The sequence below is a fragment of the Catellatospora chokoriensis genome, from assembly GCF_011297315.1.
In the GTDB taxonomy this organism is placed as follows: Bacteria; Actinomycetota; Actinomycetes; order Mycobacteriales; family Micromonosporaceae; genus Catellatospora; species Catellatospora citrea.
The window spans coordinates 323464-340786 of sequence record NZ_JAAOTI010000005.1; the positions used below are offsets into that span (position 1 = coordinate 323464).

A 17323-nucleotide genomic window follows, 5' to 3' on the forward strand; every position below is an offset into this window, starting at 1 on the left:
TTCAGGCAACCCGGGAAGGCCCAGAATGTGGGCAATCTTCTCGATATGCTCGGCTGGGACCGAATCCGCCCCGGGAGGCGAGTGTGCCCAGGACGCGGCAGCCGAGCCCGTCGGCTCACGATCCGTTCGTCCGGGTGCGCGGGGCGCGGGTGCACAACCTGCGCGACGTGGACGTCGACCTGCCACGTGACGCCCTGGTCGCGTTCACCGGCATCTCCGGCTCGGGCAAGTCGTCACTGGCGTTCGCGACCATCTACGCCGAGGCCCAGCGGCGGTACTTCGAGTCGGTCGCGCCGTACGCCCGCCGATTGCTCAACCAGCTACCCGCACCGCAGCTCAAGGAGATCACTGGGCTGCCCCCGGCGGTCGCGCTGCAGCAGCGCCGCGGCTCGGGCGGGGCCCGCTCGACCGTGGGCACGCTGACCACCCTGTCGAACCTGCTGCGGCTGCTGCTGTCGCGCGCCGGCACCTACCCGGCCGGCACCACCCGGCGGCTGGAGGCCGAGGACTTCTCCCCGAACACCGTCGCGGGCGCGTGCCCGACCTGCCACGGACTGGGCCGCACGCACGTGGTCTCCGAACGGCTCATGGTGCCCGACCCCAAGCTGAGCATCCGCGAGGGCGCGGTCGCGGCCTGGCCCGGCGCGTGGCAGAGCGTCAATCTGCGCGACATCCTCGTCACGCTCGGCGTCGACGTGGACCGGCCCTGGCACCGGCTGCCGAAGGCGCAGCGGGACTGGATCCTCTACACCGACGAGCAGCCCGTCGTCGAGGTGCATCCGCACCGCGACCGCGGCGAGGCCGTCTACAACGGGCGGTTCTGGAGCGCCCGGTCGCACATCATGCACACGCTGACCGACTCCAAGAGCGAGCGCAACCGCGCCCGCGCGCTGCGCTTCGTGACGATCGGGCCGTGCCCCACCTGCGGCGGAACCGGGCTGCGACCGGAGGCGCTGGCGGTCGTGTTCGCCGGGCGCACCATCGCCGAACTCGTCGCGCTGCCGCTGTCGGAGCTGGCCGAGGTGCTGCGACCCACCGCGGAGTTGGCCGACCCGGAGCCGGCGTGGGAGTCGTCGCTGTCGGGGGAGCGCACCGAGGTCGCACGCACGCTCGCCGCCGACCTGACCGCACGGATCGACGTGCTGACCGGCCTGGGACTCGGCTACCTGCAGCTCAACCGGCCCGCGCCGACGCTGTCGCCGGGCGAGGCGCAGCGGCTGCGGATCGCCACCCAGCTGCGCTCGGGACTGTTCGGGGTGGTGTACGTGCTCGACGAGCCGTCGGCCGGCCTGCACCCCGCCGACGCCGAGCCGCTCCTGCAGGTCCTCGACCAGCTGCGCGCCGCGGGCAACTCCGTCTTCGTGGTCGAGCACGACATGGACGTGGTGCGCCGCGCGGACTGGGTCGTCGACGTCGGGCCCGGCGCGGGCGAGGCCGGCGGGCGGATCGTCTACAGCGGACCGGTCGCCGGGCTGCGCGACACCGCCGAGTCGGCCACCCGCCCTTACCTGTTCCCCGGCGGAGCCCGCCCGCGGCGGCGCGAACCGCGCCGTCCCACGGGCTGGCTGCGGCTGCGTGGCGTCAACCGGCACAACCTGCGCGACCTGGACGCCGACCTGCCGCTGGGGGTGCTGACCGCGGTGACCGGGGTGTCCGGGTCCGGCAAGTCGACGCTGGTCACGCAGGTGGTGGCCGAGGTCGTCGCCCGCCACCTCGGCGTCGCGGCAGCGGAGCCCGACGACGACCCCGAGGGGGAGCCGACCGTCGCGCCGGTCGACGACCAGGACGTCCTCACCGCCGACGTGCGCGGCCTGGAGCACTTCGACCGGCTGGTACGCGTGGACCAGAAGCCGATCGGCCGCACGCCCCGCTCGAACCTCGCCACCTACACCGGCATGTTCGATGCCGTACGCAAGGTCTTCGCGGGCACGGAGCAGGCGCGGGCCCGCGGCTACGACCCCGGGCGGTTCTCGTTCAACGTGCCGGCCGGCCGCTGCCCGACGTGTCAGGGCGAGGGCTTCGTCACCGTGGAGCTGATCTTCCTGCCGGGCACCTACGCCACCTGCCCCGACTGCCACGGCGCCCGCTACGACCCGGAGACGCTGGAGATCACGTACCGCGGCGCCACCATCGCCGACGTGCTGGCGATGACCGTCGAGCAGGCCGGGCGCTTCCTGGCCGACGTGCCCGCGGCCGCCCGCAGCCTGCGCACCCTGCACGAGGTCGGCCTCGGCTACCTGCGGCTCGGCCAGCCCGCCACCGAACTGTCCGGCGGTGAGGCGCAGCGCATCAAACTCGCGACCGAGCTGCAGCGCGCCCACCGCGGGCACACCCTCTACCTGCTGGACGAGCCGACCACCGGCCTGCACCCGGCCGACGTCGAACTGCTGATGGGCCAGTTGCAGGACCTGGTCGACGCCGGTAACACGGTGATCGTCGTCGAGCACGAGATGGGCGTCGTCGCGACCGCGGACTGGGTCGTCGATCTGGGGCCTGGCGGCGGTGACGCGGGCGGCCGGATCGTCGCCGCGGGCACCCCGGATCAGGTCGCCGCAGCCGGCGGGCACACCGCCCGCTACCTGGCCCGCAGGCTGCCCGTGCGGCGATTGCCGTAGCCGGTCCGGCCACGCCGCAGCGCCCGCCGGTCAGGTGCGCGGCGGGCGCTGCGGCCGGACGGGTTCACTTCACGGCATCGCGCAATGCGGCACGCACCCGGTCGGCGATGGCCGCCGGGGAGCCGTTCTGCGGGCCCGACGCGGGCATGTCCGCGTGCGGTCGGCTCGCGATCCGCTCGGCGGCGCGAGCCGCGGCGGCGAGGCCGATCAGCTGCTCGGTCGGCACGTTCTCGCGCAGGTAGCCGAACTCCTCGTCCTCCTCCAGCTCGGCGTGCTCGACGACGGCGTCGCGCAGCTCGATCAGACCGTCGTCGAACTGCGGGTGGTCGATGCCGATCTGGTACAGCCGGGACAGGTCCGCGATGGCCTGCTGCTCCTCCTGCAGCCGCGACTCGATCAGGTCCTCGCCGTCGGGCACCCGCCGCGCGACCAGCGGGTGGACCAGCTGCTGCTCGATGCTCTCGTGGAGCACCAGCAGGTCCTTCAACTGCCGCCAGGCCGCCTGCTTCTGCTCCCCGTGCGCCCGTGCGACCTGCCCGAACAGTTGCTTGATCTGCTCGTGGTGGGACAGCAGCAGGTCGATCACGTCGTCCGTGCGGCTCTCCCAGGCCGTCTCGCCGGCCCGGCCGGAGCTGATGTCGGCGCGCGGGCTCGCCGTGGCGTGGGCGGTCTTCTTGCCCGTGCTCGCGGCGGTCTTGTGGGTGGCCGCGCTGCCCGAGGCGCCCGTGCTCTTCTTGCCCGTGGCGATGTTCGGTGAGGCCGTGCCCTGGTCGGAGCGCATCGTCTTCACCGCCGCCTTGACCAGGTCCTCCTTGCGCATGCCGGACGTCCCGGTCACCCCGTGGTCCTTGAGCCAGCCGCGGAGTTGGCTGACGGTCATCGTGTCGATGTCGCCCGCCATGTCCGAGTGGTCGTGCCCTCGGGCCGCCGAACCGTCGCTGCTCATGTGCTCCGCCATCGTGTCGTCCCTTCCTCTGCGACCCCCACCCCCGTGGCGCCACTGTCCATCCTGATGGAAACGGCATGGCTGCGGGCCGGGTTGGCGAACCTCGGCACCTCCCGAGTGCGCGCTCGCGGAGCAAGGTTTGCCGTGGCGCGGATCCGGGCAGCAAAGCGGCGCGGAGAACCCCCGATTCACGCATTGAGGAGCACACCATGACCGTCGCCGGTATCATCTCGGCCATCATCGTCGGACTCGTCGTCGGCGCGCTCGGACGCCTGGTCGTGCCCGGTCGTCAGAGCCTGCCGATCTGGCTGACCATCGTGGTCGGCATCGTCGCGGCCGTCCTCGGCACCGCGATCGCACAGGCCGTCGGCATCGCCGTCACGGACGGCATCGACTGGATCGAACTCGTCTTCCAGGTCGGCCTGGCCGCGCTCGGCGTGGCCCTGATCGCGGGCGTGCGCGGCCGCGGCACGGTCTGACCCCTGCGGTGGCTGGCGGGCCCCGGACGATTTGTCGTCCGGGGCCCGCTCCATGCCGGACGAGGGTATTCGGGCGGCGCGTCTACCGGGGCCGCCGTGCCGGGTGCGAGGATCGGATGCTGTGGAACCTGTTCGTTTCGATGCGGTGGTCGCCGCCGCCGCCCGAGGTGGCGTCGTGGTCCCGGTGCCGTTCGATCCGAATGCCGTGTGGGGAGTCAAACCGCGCCACCACGTCGCCGGCACCGTCGGCGGGATGCGGGTGCGGGGCGTCGTCGAGGCGGTGGGGGACGGGTTCGGCTTCACGCTGGGCCCGGCGTGGCAACGCGACTGCGGTGTCCAGGTCGGCGGGACGGTGGCGGTCGAGCTCGTGCCCGAGGGGCCGCAGCGCGCGGACCTCGCCGAGGACGTGGCCGCGGCGCTCGACGCCCATCCGCGGGCAGGGGCGTTCTTCGACTCGCTGGCCCAGTTCTACCGCCGGGCGTATCTGCGGTGGATCGACGCCACCAAGCGCCGCCCGGAGCAGCGTCCGTTGCGGATCGCCGAGATGATCGAGCTGCTGGAAGCGGGCCGCAAGGAACGACCGTCGAGTTAGGGCCGGGCGCGAAGCGGGCGGGTGCGCACTGCCCGTACCATCTGGTTTCTTAAAGTAGTTAAGCCCTTACGCAAAGTGACCCTGGCGCGTTGATGAATTGGGTGACGCACCCAGATCAACCAGGACAGGGGGACACCGTTGTCTCGTAGACGCCTTCTCACCGCGCAGGTCGCGCTGGCCATGGCCGGCGGACTCGCGGTGGTCGCACCAGCGGCCGCGGCGGCCGCCGGCCCGTCAGGCCCGGCGCTCGTCAGCCCGCGTGCCGGAGCGGACCGGTCCGTGCCGGCCCGCGCCCTGCCGCACGCGGCGAACATCATCAGCAAGGGCGCGGGCACCACCCGCGCCGTCGGCCGGGCGCTGTCGAACCAGGCGCTCGTAGCCAACCTGACCATCACCAAGGTGGGGGAGCCAGACCCCGTCCTCGCCGGCGACGAGCTCACCTACACGGTCACCGTCACCAACACCGGGGATACCGTCGCGGGCCAGGTGACCGTCACCGACGTCCTGCCCGCCGGCGTCGAGCTGCTGAACAACTCGGCGGGGTGCACCAACAACAACGGCACGCTGACCTGCGTGCTGGGCCAGCTGGAGCCCACTCAGTCGGTGCCGCTCGTGATCCAGGTCAGGGTCCCGGCGAACTTCGCCGGTCTCACGCTCACCAACCGGGCCACCGTCACGGGGCGGGGCGACGAGACACCCAGCACCGTCACCACGACGACCGTGGTCCGCACCGCCGCCGACCTCTCGCTCAGCAAGGTGTGCAAGCCCGACGAGCCCGCTCCGGCCGGCGCCGAGGGCTACTGCGACATCTACGTCGACAACCTGGGCCCGTCGGACGCCCAGAACGTGACACTGACCGACGTGCTCACCTCCGCCGCGCCGTTCCGGGTGTCCCGGGTGCGGGTGAGCCCGGGGACCTGCTCGGCGATCCCGACCGAGCCGACCCGCGACTTCACCCTCAACTGCACGCTGGGCACGATCGCGGCCGGGACGCGGGGTGTGGTGCGGGTCGTCGTGACCGCCGAGGACGTCACCCAGATCAACGACACCGCGACGGTACGCAGCACGACCGCCGACCCGGACAAGGACAACAACAAGGCGACCGGCCGGGTCGACTTCCTCGGCTCGGCCGACCTGAGCCTGGAGAAGAGCGGCAACACCACCGTCGACGCGGGCGGCACCCTCACCTACACCATCACGGTGACCAACAACGGCCCGTCGACGGCTCGCGACGTGGTCGTGCGCGACACCATGCCCGCCGGGGTCGCCTTCGTCTCGGTGACGCCCTCGGTCGGCACGTGCACCAACGGCCAGCCCGACGGCGGCAGGCTGGAGTGCGGCCTGGGCAACCTGGCCAGCGGCCCGACCGGGACCGCGACCATCGAGGTCGTCGGCCGGGTCGCCGTGGACCTGGTGCCCGGCACGCGCCTGTTCAACGACGCCATCGTGTCCAGCGCCACCGCCGACCCGGACAACGACGACGTCCGGGCCAGCGTCCCCACCGACGTGACCGCGTCGGCCGACCTGTCGGTGACCAAGACCGACTCGCCGGACCCGGTGACGGCCGGCGAGCAGCTGAAGTACACCATCGTCGCCGTCAACGCCGGCCCGTCGAACGCGGAGAACGTCGTCCTCACGGACACGCTGCCCGCGGGCACGACGTTCGTGGAGAGCAGCGGCGACGCCGTGTGCACCGCGGAGGAGCCGGGTGAGGTCGTCTGCACGCTCGGCACGCTCGGCGTGGGCACGCCGGGCCGGACGGTCAAGCTGACGGTGGCGGTCGGCGCGGACGTGCCGGACGGCACGACGCTGCTCAACTCGGTGACGGTGTCCTCGACGACCGACGATCCGGACGACACGAACAACACGGCCACCACGGAGACCGCGGTGGAGACCTCCGCGGACCTCGCGATCGAGGCCGCGGCGACGCAGACCTGGCAGGAGCAGACCGCGGTCACGTCCGGCGACAAGAAGGACAAGGACAAGGGCACGATCGTGCTGCTCACGGTGACGGTCCGCAACCTCGGCCCGTCGGACGCGCAGAACATCACGGTGCTGGACACCCTGCCGCTGCGTCCGGACAAGGTCGCGGTGGAGTCGCTGCCGTCGGCCTGCACCTACGACTCGGGGCAGGACCACGTCGTGACCTGCACCGCCGACAGCCTGGCGGCGGGCGGCACGCTGGTGTTCCCGATCAAGCTGAAGGTGCGTGCCGAGGGCGAGCTCACCAACACCGCCACGGTGTCGAGCACGACCGACGACCCGAACCTCGACAACAACACGAGCACCATCCGGTTCTTCGTCTGGAAGAAGAAGAACTGACGCTCGGCCGACGCCTCCTGCCTCTCATCGATCCGTGGCGGGAGGCGTCGGCCTCAGCCCGTCGAGCAGCACCACGCCGACGGTGTCGCCGAGCACGGCGAGCAGGTCCCCGGCGGGGGAGAAGCCGCCGACGGCCCCGGCGGGTCCGGTCCACAGGAGACTTCCCGCGGCGTCGAACAGCACCGCGCCGTCGTCGTCGACGGCGAGCGCCAGGGGTCCGTGCCCGCCCCATACGCAGCGCGTGGACACCGCGGCGAGCGGCGACTGCCCGGACAGGTCCGGCGGCAGGCCCTCCGGCCGGACCAGGCGGCCGTCCACCACCCGGTCGCCGTCGAGCGTCAGCAGCACCGCGGCCGGGGCATCGTCCGGGGTGCCGCCCGCGACGAGCAGCCCGGTGCCGTCCGGGGCGAAGGCCAGCGCGTTCACGGCCGACAGCTCGGTGTCGTGGTGGAACCTGATCGTGCCGGAGGCCGCGTCGCGTACGACGATCGCGCCCGCCTCGCCGGCGTGGGCCAGCAGCCGGCCCGCGTGGTCGAGCGCCACCGGCCCGCAGGTGTCGACCTGCAGCTCGACGAGGACCTCGCCGGTCGCGGGGTCGATCACCCGCAGCCCGCGCCCCACGGATCCGGCCGCGACGCGCCGGCCGTCCCCGCTGAACCCGATCCGGACCGTCATGAGGGCCATGTCGAAGTCGTCGACGGACTCCCGCGCCGGTCCGAGGTCGAGCTGCCACAGCGCCTTGCCGTCGGGTGTCCGCCAGACGTGCAGGCGGCCCTCGACCGAGGCGACCGCGACCGAGCCGTCCGGGCTGAGCTGCACGTCCAGCGCCTCGTCGTGGAAGCCGCTGCCGTCGAGCAGCACCCGGCCGGGGACCTGCGGGCCGGTGCCCCACACCACGACGTCGCCGCCGCTGTGGTGCCACTCGGCCGCCGCGCACAGCACCAGCCAGGCCGGGTCCGGCGGGCACGCCACCGCGACGGCTCCCTCGCCGAAGTTGGCGAAGTCGTCCTCGCCGGGCGAGCGCGGGGTGCCGCCGCTCTGGACGTCGTCGAGGTCGCCGAGTTCGCGCCAGGCCGCCAGCCGGTGCCACGGCCGGTGCCGCCCCGCGCGCTGCTCGTCCCACCAGCCGTCGGGCATCGGCCTGCACCGTGCGGGCCAGTCGAGCAACCGCGCGCGGGCGGCGGCCAGGTCGTCGAGGTGCGCGCGTTCGAGCAGCGGCACGGCGTCCGCCCAGGCCTCGGCCGAGGGCTCACCGGCCAGGACCGTGTCCAGAGTGGTCACGCCGTCGTCCATGGGCCGCCTCCGCCGTCAGGCGCGCCGCCCGCTCGCGCCGCGCTGCGGCACGCACCGTATCAGCGGCGGGCCTCGTCGAGCGCCCGCAGGTACTCGTCGACCGTGCGGGTCGCGTGCGAGAACAGCGGATAGCGCGCGACCATGGCGTCGTACGCGGCCGGCCCCGCGTCGGACGCGGTGGCGTCCGGGATCGTCGTCACGTGGTAGCCGCGTTCCATCGCGGCGCGGGCCGTCGACTCGACGCACATGGTGCCGATCATCCCGGCGACGGCGAAGAACTCCACCCCGTGGTGGCGCAGCTGCGCGTCGAGGTCGGTGCTGGCGAACACGTCGATGTTCTTGTGCGGCGCGAGCGCGACCTCGCCGGGGCCCGGCGACAGCTCGGGGTGGAACTCGGTCGCCCAGCTGCCGGCCTCGAAGAGCCGGTTGTCGAACATCGCCCGGTGGATGCCAGTCAGCCGGCCCCAGCGGGTGTACTCCTCGTTGCTGTAGGACATCCCGGAGAAGAACACGGGCACGTCGCGTTCCCGGACACCGGCCAGCAGCCGGCGCAGGTTGCCGAAGGTGCCGATGCGGGCGAACTCGTCCTTGTACAGCGCGTGGCCCTTGCCCTTGGGGTCGAACACCTCGTTCACGGTGTCGATCAGCAGCAGCCCGCAGCGTCCCGGTGCGTAGTCGTCGCCGGTCATGGTCCCTCCTCGCTCAGATGAGTTCCAGGCCGCCGTCGACGGCCAGGATCTGTCCGGTGAGCCAGACCGCGTCGGGGTCGGCCAGCCGCAGGATCCAGGTGGCGACCTCGTGCGGTTCGCCGCGCCGGCCGAGCGGGATGCGTTCGGCCTCCTGCTTCTTGATCTGGGCGAGCAGCTCGGGGGACAGGCCGGCCGCGCCGAGCGCCTCGCTCTCGGTGGGCCCGGGCGCGACCGCGTTGACGCGCACGCCCGCGGGGGCCAGTTCCAGCGCCCAGCTGCGGGTGAGCTGCTCGACGGCGGCCTTGGTGGCGGCGTAGTGGGACGCGCCGGGTAGCGGCCGGCGGCCGTACGTGCTGGAGACGTTGACGATCGAGCCACGGGTCTCGCGCAGCTGCGGCAGGGCGGCGCGGGCGAGCAGGCTGGGCGCGGTGACGTTGACCTCGAACAGGTCCGTGATGCGCTCGGCGGTGGCTTCGGCCAGCGGCATCAGCGCGGTGACGCCCGCGTTGTTGACCAGCACGTCGATCCGTCCCCACCGGTCGGTGGCGGCCGCGGTGATGGTGTCGGCCGCGTGCGGCGCCCGGACGTCGATGGCCAGCGGCACGACCGCCGGGTGCTCGCGGGCGGTGGCCTCGAGGGCCTGCGCGCGGCGTCCGACGCCCAGGACCTGGGCCCCGTGCTCGGCGAACGCGAGCGCGGCGGCGCGCCCGATGCCTGACCCCGCGCCGGTGACGATGACGACGCGGTCGGCGAAGGATGGATCGGTGGATGACATGCGGTGTCGGCTCCTTACGGTGTGCTGGTGGTGAGCCGCCGCGCGTACGCCGGACGGACCGGCGTACGCACGACGAAGTCGCTCAGGCGGCGTCGCGGCCGGCGAACCACGTCGCGAAGTCGGTCTTGCCCAGGCGGGCCTCGCCGGCCGGCGCCAGCAGCGAGGTGTTGGCCACCGCGGCGCCGAAGTAGGTCGCCTCGGGGTCGGTGATCACCTGACGGTCGTCGCCTTCGGCGGCGAGCAGCCTGCGCACCAGGTCGTCCTGGGTGATCTTCTCCGGGCCGGCGATGTCGTAGGTGCCGTTGACCGCGTCGGCCTCGGCCGCGGCGGCGACGGCGGCGGCGACGTCGTCGGCGGCGATCGGCTGCATCACGGCCGGCGGCAGGTGGATCGCCTCGCCGCGGGTGCCGCCGTGCGCGATCGCGCTGGTGAACTCCATGAACTGGGTCGCCCGCACGATGGTGTACGGCACGCCCGCGGCCTTGATCAGCTCCTCCTGGGCGACCTTGGCGCGCATGTAGCCGCTGTCCGTGATGAGGTCCGCGCCGACGATCGACAGGGCCACGTGGTGGCCGACGCCGGCCTTCTTCTCGGCAGCCATCACGTTGCCGGTCGAGGTCCGGAAGAACTCCATGATCGCGTTGTCCTCGAAGTTCGGCCCGTTGGCCACGTCGACGACCACGTCCGCGCCCTTGAGCGCGTCGTCCAGGCCGGCTCCGGTGATGGTGTCGACCCCGGTGCTGGGCGAGGCGGCGAACACGTCGTGGCCGTCGGCGCGCAGCCGCTTGGCGACGTTGCTGCCGATGAGGCCGGTGCCGCCGATGATGACGATCTTCATGGTGCTTTCTCCTCCGCAAACTCGGATGTTTCTTGTCCGAGACAGTACTCGGACAGATTGTGTCCGAGTAACGGGTACACTGGAATTGTGAAAATGTCCTCAGGCGTCGAGTGGGCCCTGCACTGCTGCGTGGTCCTCACCGCGGCGGAGCGTCCCGTGCCCGCGTCGCGGCTGGCCGAGCTGCACGACGTCTCCGGCACCTATCTAGCCAAGCAGCTCCAGGACCTCTCGCGGGCCGGTCTGGTCCGCTCCGTCCAGGGCAAATCGGGCGGCTATGTCCTGACCAGGGCGCCCGAGGACATTTCCCTGCTCGATGTCGTCGAGGCCGTCGACGGCGCGCGGCCCGCCTTCGTGTGCACCGAGATCCGCCAGCGCGGCCCGCTGGCCACCCCCGCCGAAGCCTGCACCAAGCCGTGTCCCATCGCCCGCGCCATGGGCGCCGCCGATCAGGCCTGGCGGGCGGCGCTGCGCGAGACGACCATCGCCGACCTCGCCCGCACCATCACCGACGACAGCGGCCCGCACGCCTTCGACGGCATACGGGCCTGGCTCAGCGCGCCGGGAGGAAGGATCTGATCAGCCGTCCGCCTCGCGCGCCGGGGCGAACGCGGGTCAGACGTCCGCGGTCAGACGTCCGCGGTCGGTCGGATCGTGTCCACGGTGATCCGCGAGCTGTGCCGAGTGGCCTTGTTCCGCAGGCTCAGCTCGGGCACGTGGGCGCGGCGGTCCGGCACTGCCCGCCATCGGCAACCGGCCTCGGTGCAGATCGCCACCGATTCTGTTCCGGGCGAGCCGAAGTCGAGGATCTCGACGAGGTGGTCGGTGTCCGGCCGTCCGGCCCTGCGGTTCGACCGCCGCCGGCGCCGCACGTCGACCCAGCCCAGCTGGTCGCGGAAGGCCGGCGGCACCAGCGCACGCGGCCGGTTGTACGCGTTCACGACCCAGTGCAGCACGGTCAGCGGCGCCGTCAGGCCCATCAGGAGAAAGGCGCCCTTAGCGGGCGCGATGGTCAACGCGCCCACCACGAATTGCACCCCGAGCAGCAGGACGAAACCGGCGAACGCGGAGAGCGGCAGCAGCGCGGTCACGTAGCTGCGCGGGAAGACGTCGTACATCCTCACGTGGCCGACGGGCAGCGAACCCTCGTGCTCACCCCGCCACAGCGCCGGCACCACCCGCCAGACGTGCCAGAGGTACACCGGGGCGCCCACCACGGCCAGGAACCCCAGCGGGATCCGCCACCACATCGCTTCCACCCGCGAGACGATAGCCTGACCTGGGACTATTCACCTCGCCCGATCGCCCGATGCGAGGCCCGCCTTGACGGCGCACAGCCACTGGTGCGCCCCGGTAGCCCGGCGGCCGCAGCTGCGGTGGATCACACGGGATGCCGCCCACCGGCCGCGAGCTGCACCGGCGGCGACAGCTACCGGCCGAGCGCCAAAGATCAACACGATAGGGTTCCGGGATGCCCTTGCGCTCCGAGTACGCCGACTCCGTCACCACGCTGCTGCACGCCGACGACGGCACCCCGCTCGCCCGGCTGCGGCTGCGCGAGGACGACGGCACCCCGCTCGCCGAGCGCGTGCTGCCGGTGCCCGGCGTGGACCTCGCCCAGGTCGCCGCGCAGGCCCGCCGCGACCTCGCCGGACGCCGGCTGACCACGCCCGACGACGCGCTCGCCCGCGCACTGGTCGACGGCGGCCTGCGGCTGCGCCGGGCCGCCACGGAGATGCACCACGACCTGGCCGAGCTCCCGCCGCTGCCGCCGCTGCCCGCCGGCTGGTCGCTGCGGCCCGGTGGCTGGGACGACGACCTCGCCGAAGGACTCGGCGCGGCGTACGGCCCCGAGCACCCCGACGGTCGGTGGCAGGACAGCGACACCAAGCAGATCAGGGCGATGTTCGAACAGGGCGAACCGGTGCCGCCGCTGGCCGAGGCCTCGGCGCGGGTCGTCGGACCCGACGGGCGCAGCGCCGGACACGTGCTGTGCGCCGGGCCCGTGCCGTGGACCGAGGACGACTGCGCCTGGATCCTCAACCTGGGCGTCGCGCCGTCCGCGCAGAGCCACGGGCTCGGCCGGGCGCTGCTGGTGCACGCGATGCACGGGGCCCACGCGGCCGGACTGCCGCGACTCGGCCTGGAGGTCGCCGACGGCAACCACGCCCGCCGGCTGTACGACAGCGTCGGCTTCCAGGTGCGCGCCCGGGTGCTCGCCGTGGACCTGCCGCCGCTCGGCTGAACGCCTGCCGACCCGCAAGTTCTCAGTCGTCGAGGTTCCGCTCCGCGTAGACCTTCATCGCGTCACGGACTAGCACCGCCGTGCCCGTGCCGTGCCGGTCGTAGTTCGCGGTGAAGCGCGGGTCGGCGACGTACATCTCGCCCAGGCCGACGAAGTGGGTCCTCGTCGGCCTCGGCGAGATCGACAGCCAGTCGAAGTGGCGCTGGGTGATCGCCTGCACCTCGTCACTGTCGGCGGGCCTGCCGGCCAGCAGCGCCTGTGCGAAGTCCCTCGCGATGTCGAGTTGCTGCTGCTTGAACGCCGCCTTCTCCGCCTCGCTGAGGGATCGCCACCACCGGTCGGCCCGCTGGTAGGCCTCGCGTCCCCAACGCTCGGTCACCTCCTGCTCGTACTGCGTGTGGTCGAAGCCGTCGAATACTTCCTCTGCCATGAGCTGCTCGCCCTCCTCCGTCTTGCGCAATGTCGTCTTCACCGACTCGATCTGGCGCCCGATGCGCTCGCGCTCCCGTTCCAGCAGTGCCAGGTGGGTGTGCAGGGCAGCCGCGGTGTCCTGCGGCCCACCGTTGATCACCTCGGCGATCGCCGGCAGGCCTAGGCCGAGTTCGCGGAGCAGCAGGATCCGTTGGAGGCGCACCAGGCAGTCCTGGTCGAAGTAGCGGTAGCCGTTGCCGCCCACCCGGCTCGGTGTGAGCAGCCCCAACTCGCCGTAGTGGCGCAGGGTCCGGCTCGTGGTCCCGGCCAGCCGTGCGACATCCTGGATCGACCACTCCACCGTTGCGCCCCCCCGTTCTCGTCGGTGAACCCACCGTAGAAGTTGACGTAACGTCAAAGTCAACCTGCCAACGCTGAATGTGTTCTCGGACGCTCGCTCAGTTGGTACGTCCATTTATGCGTGCTTTGATCGGCCTGGCCGGAGGGCCGGTTGGCGCGCGGCTCTATAGTCACCGCCGTGCGTAGAAGCAGAAGTAATCTCGGGTTGCTCACGGTCGCCTGGTTGCTCTCCTGTGTCGTGCTTGCCGGCATATGGTTCTTCACCGGGTTCTCCATGAGGGGCGGTAGATCCACAGCCGAAATCCATGCGCAGGGGTTCTTGGGAATGTTGCTGTGCGGAGTGGCCCTGGTTGGTGCGGCAGCTCTGGGTCTGACCAGCGTGTCTTGGTCCATGCGTCGTACGGCCATCGCTTTCGGCATCATCACCGTCCTGCTCGTTTGCCCTGTGGGACGGGCCGCCATCTACTTCTACAAGCAACTGCGCTACCAGCCGTGCACGACTGTTTCCGTCTTGTGGGACTGTCCAACAGACCTGGATTAGCTCTCAGCGCGCGCCGTGGGGAGGGGCTTGACGCAACCACGGCACGGGCAAGGTCTTGCCACCCCGCTCAAGCGTTGACCTGCTCAACCCCAAAGCATGACGTCAAAGTCAAGGGCTTCCCGACCGAGGTCGAGTACGGCGGCCCGGCATGGTCGAGGCGTGGCTGGAGTCGCCGACGGCGACAAGCCCTGGCAATGGCGCCGATCCGGCGCGCGGTGACCCTCCGCGACGCTTGCCGCTGCTCGGTGGAGGGTCTGTCATCGCGATTGGCAGCCCTTGCTCATTCGTCGCGTGCGACGGCCCAAAGCTGTTCGAAATGGTCCGCGTATCGGTCGAACGCGCCGCCGGACTGTTGCCGACGCAGGTGCAGGGTGACTGAGTCCTGGCCCAGACCGTCGCCGATGTGCGTCGAGACGAGCATGTCGTCGTCGAACACCCACACCGACATCGCGATGTGGCGGTCGGACAGCCGGGTGGGAGCCCCGACTGCGTGCTTGCTCAGCTCGGCGCGTGTCATGGCGATGCGTGTCGAAACGGTCAGCGGCGTGGCCTCGATCCCTTCGCGATGCCGGGTGACGACGCTGTCCGGGTCGCCGAGGAGGAAGCGCACATCCGCACCCGCCGCGACCTTCGCTGCGAGCGTCTGGCCTGCTCCCTCGACGTCGAGCCAGACGAAGTAGGAGGTGTATCCGCCGAACCACAGGCGACGCTCGGCAGAACCTATGAGCTCGCCGAACAACGACCGGGGGAGGTCCAGGCGGCGCGGATACATCGCGATCATCTCTCGATCCGCGTCGAGCTTCACCGAGCGGCGGACCGCATCGGGCCACAACACCTCTACATCCTCCCTCGAGACCTCGGCTGTTCTCATCCGGTGCCGGGGGTGCGGGAGCCTTCCTCTGCTCACCCACCGCTCGACCGTCTTCGGATCAACGGCAAGTCTCGTCGCCAGGTCGACCGTCGTGAGCCCTGCGGAACCGAGCGCGGAGCGCAGCGCCTCGTTGCGAGCGCTCGCGGGACCTTTCGTAGACGTCCCCGAATCGTGGCACGTCGGTGGTGTTGACGTCTCCATCTGCGACAGACGATTTCTGGCATGGCTCGATGGGATGAATCGCCGAACCTGCCGGCGTGGGCTGATGAAGACACCGCCGAGTTCACCATCGCGGAACGGCTGAGGTACGACGTCGCTGAGTTCAACGCGGCGCACGGGTGGACCGCCTCGACGGGAGTGCTGCGCACAGTCGTGGACTTCCTCCGTGGCGACGTCGGTGAGCACAGATGAGTAGCCCGGCCTTCTGGTTTGCCGCCGATGGAAGCGCGGTCCGGCTCGGCGACACCGTCGCAATGGACCCGATCGCACTGAATCTGGATCGTGATGCCGTTGGCTCGATCGTGGGCGTGACCGTACTTGGCTGGCCGATTGTCGAGGTGACAACGGGCCGGCACGCGGGGACGCGTCTCGGCATACAGCCGGCTCAGATTCTGCTGCGTGTGCGGCGGGCACAGGGTTGAACCGTTCGACCGTCATGGTCAGCGAGCACGTCGCCGGCGATCGCGACCGACGTTCTAGCTCGCGGGACTCTCGCCTGCTTCATCCCGCCAATAAGCGAGGTTGTTGCGGGTGGTGAGGGTGTCGGGGTGGTCGGGGCCGTGTACCCGTATCCGGTCGGTGAGTAGTTGCTCGAATGCTGTCGCCGCACCCGCCGCGTCTCCGGCCTCGCCCTGCCAGGAAGCGAGGTTGTTGCGGGTGGTGAGGGTGTCGGGGTGGTCGGGGCCGAGCACCCGTATCCGGTCGGTGAGCAGTTGCTCGAATGCTGTCGCCGCACCCGCCGCGTCTCCGGCCTCGCCCTGCCAGGAAGCGAGGTTGTTGCGGGTGGCGAGGGTGTCGGGGTGGTCGGGGCCGAGCACCCGTATCCGGTCGGTGAGCAGTTGCTCGAATGCTGCCGCCGCACCCGCCGCGTCTCCGGCCTCGCCCTGCCAATAAGCGAGGTTGTTGCGGGTGGCGAGGGTGACGGGGTGGTCGGGGCCGAGCACCCGAAGGTGATCGGCGAGCAGTTGCTCGGACGCTGTCGCCGCACCCGCCGCGTCTCCGGCCTCGCCGCGCCAGAATGCGAGGTTGTTGCGGGTGGCGAGGGTGTCGGGGTGGTCGGGGCCGAGCACCCGCATCCGGTCGGTGAGCAGTTGCTCGAATGCTGTCGCCGCACCCGCCGCGTCTCCGGCCTGCCCCTGCCAGGAAGCGAGGTTGTTGCGGGTGGTGAGGGTGTCGGGGTGGTCGGGGCCGAGCACCCGCATCCGGTCGGTGAGTAGTTGCTCGAATGCTGCCGCCGCACCCGCCGCGTCCCCGGCCTCACCCCGCCAGGAAGCCAGGTTGCTGCGGGCGCGGAGAGTGTCGGGGTGGTCGGGGCCGAGCACCCGCATCCGGTCGGTGAGCAGTTGCTCGAATGCTGCCGCCGCACCCGCCGCGTCCCCGGCCTGCCCCCGCCAGAATGCCAGGTTGCTGCGGGTGGTGAGGGTGTCGGGGTGGTCGGGGCCGAGCATCCCAAGGTGATCTTCGAGCAGCTGCTCGAACGCGGCCGCCGCGCTTGCCGCGTCGCCAGCACGCCCCCGCCAGGAAGCCAGGTCGTTGCGGCTGGCGAGGGTGTCGGGGTGGTCGGGGCCGAGCACCCGCCTCCGGTCGGTGAGCAGCTGCTCGAATGCTGCCGCCGCACCCGCCGCGTCTCCGGCCTGCCCCCGCCAGTAAGCCAGGTTGCTGCGGGTGGTGAGGGTGTCGGGGTGGTCGGGGCCGAGCAAACGACGTGCGGTCTCGTAACTGTCTGCCGCACGGCTTGCGGCGGCAGTGACCAGACCCGCATTTCCGATGCTTGCCACCAGCCGGAAATGCACCGGGTGACCTTCAGGCTTCCACAACACGTCGCCGGCGTGGTCGGCGAGGACCACCGTGTTCGCGCGCAGCAGCTGGGCCAGCACGCCGTCACGTTCGACCTCGGGCCATGCCTCCAACAGCGCATCGGCTGCTACACGTGCAACAGCGTCAAACTGCTCGGTGGTGAGGCTGTCACGGACCACCCGCTGCACCACACCATGGACCATGACTGAGGTTCCCCCGATAATCCGGAGAGGTGGCTAGCAGGCTACGGCCTGCTCAAGGGTGGTGTTCACGGGGTCGGGTGTATCGATGTTCTTTGCGTACCAGGCGGCTTCGTACTCGTCCGGGGACAGC

General features: G+C 71.4%; 18 protein-coding genes. 9 read left to right on the forward strand and 9 right to left on the reverse strand.

What is annotated here, in order from left to right; all coding sequences use genetic code 11:
* The first annotated feature begins 83 nt into the window (after nt 1-83).
* Nucleotides 84-2615: an excinuclease ABC subunit UvrA gene (uvrA, locus tag HAV39_RS10685; RefSeq protein WP_191839002.1), complete on the forward strand. Its 2532-nt coding sequence runs from the start codon at nt 84-86 to the stop codon at nt 2613-2615.
* Between the two features lie 64 nt (nt 2616-2679).
* On the opposite strand, the gene HAV39_RS10690 is transcribed toward uvrA, so the two are convergent.
* Entirely contained in the window at nt 2680-3573 is an 894-nt protein-coding gene (locus HAV39_RS10690) for a hemerythrin domain-containing protein (RefSeq protein WP_191839003.1), read from the reverse strand.
* Nucleotides 3574-3770: 197 nt separating this feature from the next.
* On the opposite strand from HAV39_RS10690, the gene HAV39_RS10695 reads away from it, so the two are divergent.
* The 3 genes from HAV39_RS10695 to HAV39_RS10705 all read left to right on the forward strand — a co-directional run bounded on the left by HAV39_RS10695 (nt 3771) and on the right by HAV39_RS10705 (nt 6954).
* Nucleotides 3771-4040 (forward strand): GlsB/YeaQ/YmgE family stress response membrane protein, encoded by a 270-nt coding sequence (locus HAV39_RS10695; RefSeq protein WP_191839004.1) that lies wholly within the window; start codon nt 3771-3773, stop codon nt 4038-4040.
* Nucleotides 4041-4161: 121 nt separating this feature from the next.
* Nucleotides 4162-4632 (forward strand): YdeI/OmpD-associated family protein, encoded by a 471-nt coding sequence (locus tag HAV39_RS10700; RefSeq protein WP_239120589.1) that lies wholly within the window; start codon nt 4162-4164, stop codon nt 4630-4632.
* Between the two features lie 138 nt (nt 4633-4770).
* Nucleotides 4771-6954 (forward strand): COG1361 S-layer family protein, encoded by a 2184-nt coding sequence (locus HAV39_RS10705; RefSeq protein ID WP_191839006.1) that lies wholly within the window; start codon nt 4771-4773, stop codon nt 6952-6954.
* A 24-nt stretch (nt 6955-6978) separates the two neighbouring features.
* On the opposite strand, the gene HAV39_RS10710 is transcribed toward HAV39_RS10705, so the two are convergent.
* From HAV39_RS10710 to HAV39_RS10725, 4 genes are all read right to left on the reverse strand, one after another.
* Nucleotides 6979-8247 (reverse strand): WD40 repeat domain-containing protein, encoded by a 1269-nt coding sequence (locus tag HAV39_RS10710; RefSeq protein WP_191839007.1) that lies wholly within the window; start codon nt 8245-8247, stop codon nt 6979-6981.
* A 59-nt stretch (nt 8248-8306) separates the two neighbouring features.
* The gene (locus HAV39_RS10715; RefSeq protein ID WP_191839008.1) at nt 8307-8936 is read right to left on the reverse strand and encodes a cysteine hydrolase family protein; all 630 of its coding nucleotides are present in this window, start codon (nt 8934-8936) and stop codon (nt 8307-8309) included.
* Between the two features lie 13 nt (nt 8937-8949).
* Nucleotides 8950-9711 carry an SDR family NAD(P)-dependent oxidoreductase gene (locus HAV39_RS10720; protein ID WP_191839009.1) on the reverse strand — a complete coding sequence of 254 codons (762 nt, stop codon included), beginning with the start codon at nt 9709-9711 and terminating at the stop codon, nt 8950-8952.
* Between the two features lie 82 nt (nt 9712-9793).
* Entirely contained in the window at nt 9794-10549 is a 756-nt protein-coding gene (locus HAV39_RS10725) for an SDR family oxidoreductase (protein ID WP_191839010.1), read from the reverse strand.
* A 93-nt stretch (nt 10550-10642) separates the two neighbouring features.
* On the opposite strand from HAV39_RS10725, the gene HAV39_RS10730 reads away from it, so the two are divergent.
* Entirely contained in the window at nt 10643-11125 is a 483-nt protein-coding gene (locus HAV39_RS10730; RefSeq protein WP_191839046.1) for an RrF2 family transcriptional regulator, read from the forward strand.
* 50 nt (nt 11126-11175) lie between these two features.
* Here HAV39_RS10730 and HAV39_RS10735 read toward each other — a convergent pair whose 3' ends face one another.
* Nucleotides 11176-11805 carry a hypothetical protein gene (locus HAV39_RS10735; RefSeq protein ID WP_191839011.1) on the reverse strand — a complete coding sequence of 210 codons (630 nt, stop codon included), beginning with the start codon at nt 11803-11805 and terminating at the stop codon, nt 11176-11178.
* A 212-nt stretch (nt 11806-12017) separates the two neighbouring features.
* On the opposite strand from HAV39_RS10735, the gene HAV39_RS10740 reads away from it, so the two are divergent.
* The gene (locus HAV39_RS10740) at nt 12018-12791 is read left to right on the forward strand and encodes a GNAT family N-acetyltransferase (RefSeq protein ID WP_191839012.1); all 774 of its coding nucleotides are present in this window, start codon (nt 12018-12020) and stop codon (nt 12789-12791) included.
* A 22-nt stretch (nt 12792-12813) separates the two neighbouring features.
* Here the strand turns inward: HAV39_RS10740 and HAV39_RS10745 are convergent, their stop codons facing one another.
* Nucleotides 12814-13563, reverse strand: coding sequence for a MerR family transcriptional regulator (locus HAV39_RS10745; RefSeq protein ID WP_191839013.1), 750 nt, complete (start codon nt 13561-13563; stop codon nt 12814-12816).
* Between the two features lie 177 nt (nt 13564-13740).
* On the opposite strand from HAV39_RS10745, the gene HAV39_RS10750 reads away from it, so the two are divergent.
* Nucleotides 13741-14103 (forward strand): hypothetical protein, encoded by a 363-nt coding sequence (locus HAV39_RS10750; protein ID WP_191839014.1) that lies wholly within the window; start codon nt 13741-13743, stop codon nt 14101-14103.
* A gap of 280 nt (nt 14104-14383) precedes the next feature.
* On the opposite strand, the gene HAV39_RS10755 is transcribed toward HAV39_RS10750, so the two are convergent.
* Complete coding sequence (locus HAV39_RS10755) at nt 14384-14938, reverse strand: XRE family transcriptional regulator (protein WP_191839015.1); 555 nt, start codon at nt 14936-14938, stop codon at nt 14384-14386.
* Nucleotides 14939-15196: 258 nt separating this feature from the next.
* Here HAV39_RS10755 and HAV39_RS10760 point away from each other — a divergent pair, with 258 nt between their 5' ends.
* Both HAV39_RS10760 and HAV39_RS10765 read left to right on the forward strand, forming a co-directional pair.
* The gene (locus tag HAV39_RS10760; RefSeq protein WP_191839016.1) at nt 15197-15385 is read left to right on the forward strand and encodes a hypothetical protein; all 189 of its coding nucleotides are present in this window, start codon (nt 15197-15199) and stop codon (nt 15383-15385) included.
* Nucleotides 15382-15615, forward strand: a complete 234-nt coding sequence (locus HAV39_RS10765) for a hypothetical protein (protein WP_191839017.1) — start codon at nt 15382-15384, stop codon at nt 15613-15615. Before HAV39_RS10760 ends, HAV39_RS10765 begins: the two co-directional genes overlap by 4 nt.
* A gap of 54 nt (nt 15616-15669) precedes the next feature.
* Here the strand turns inward: HAV39_RS10765 and HAV39_RS10770 are convergent, their stop codons facing one another.
* The gene (locus HAV39_RS10770; protein ID WP_223124407.1) at nt 15670-17103 is read right to left on the reverse strand and encodes a tetratricopeptide repeat protein; all 1434 of its coding nucleotides are present in this window, start codon (nt 17101-17103) and stop codon (nt 15670-15672) included.
* Nucleotides 17104-17323: the final 220 nt, after the last annotated feature.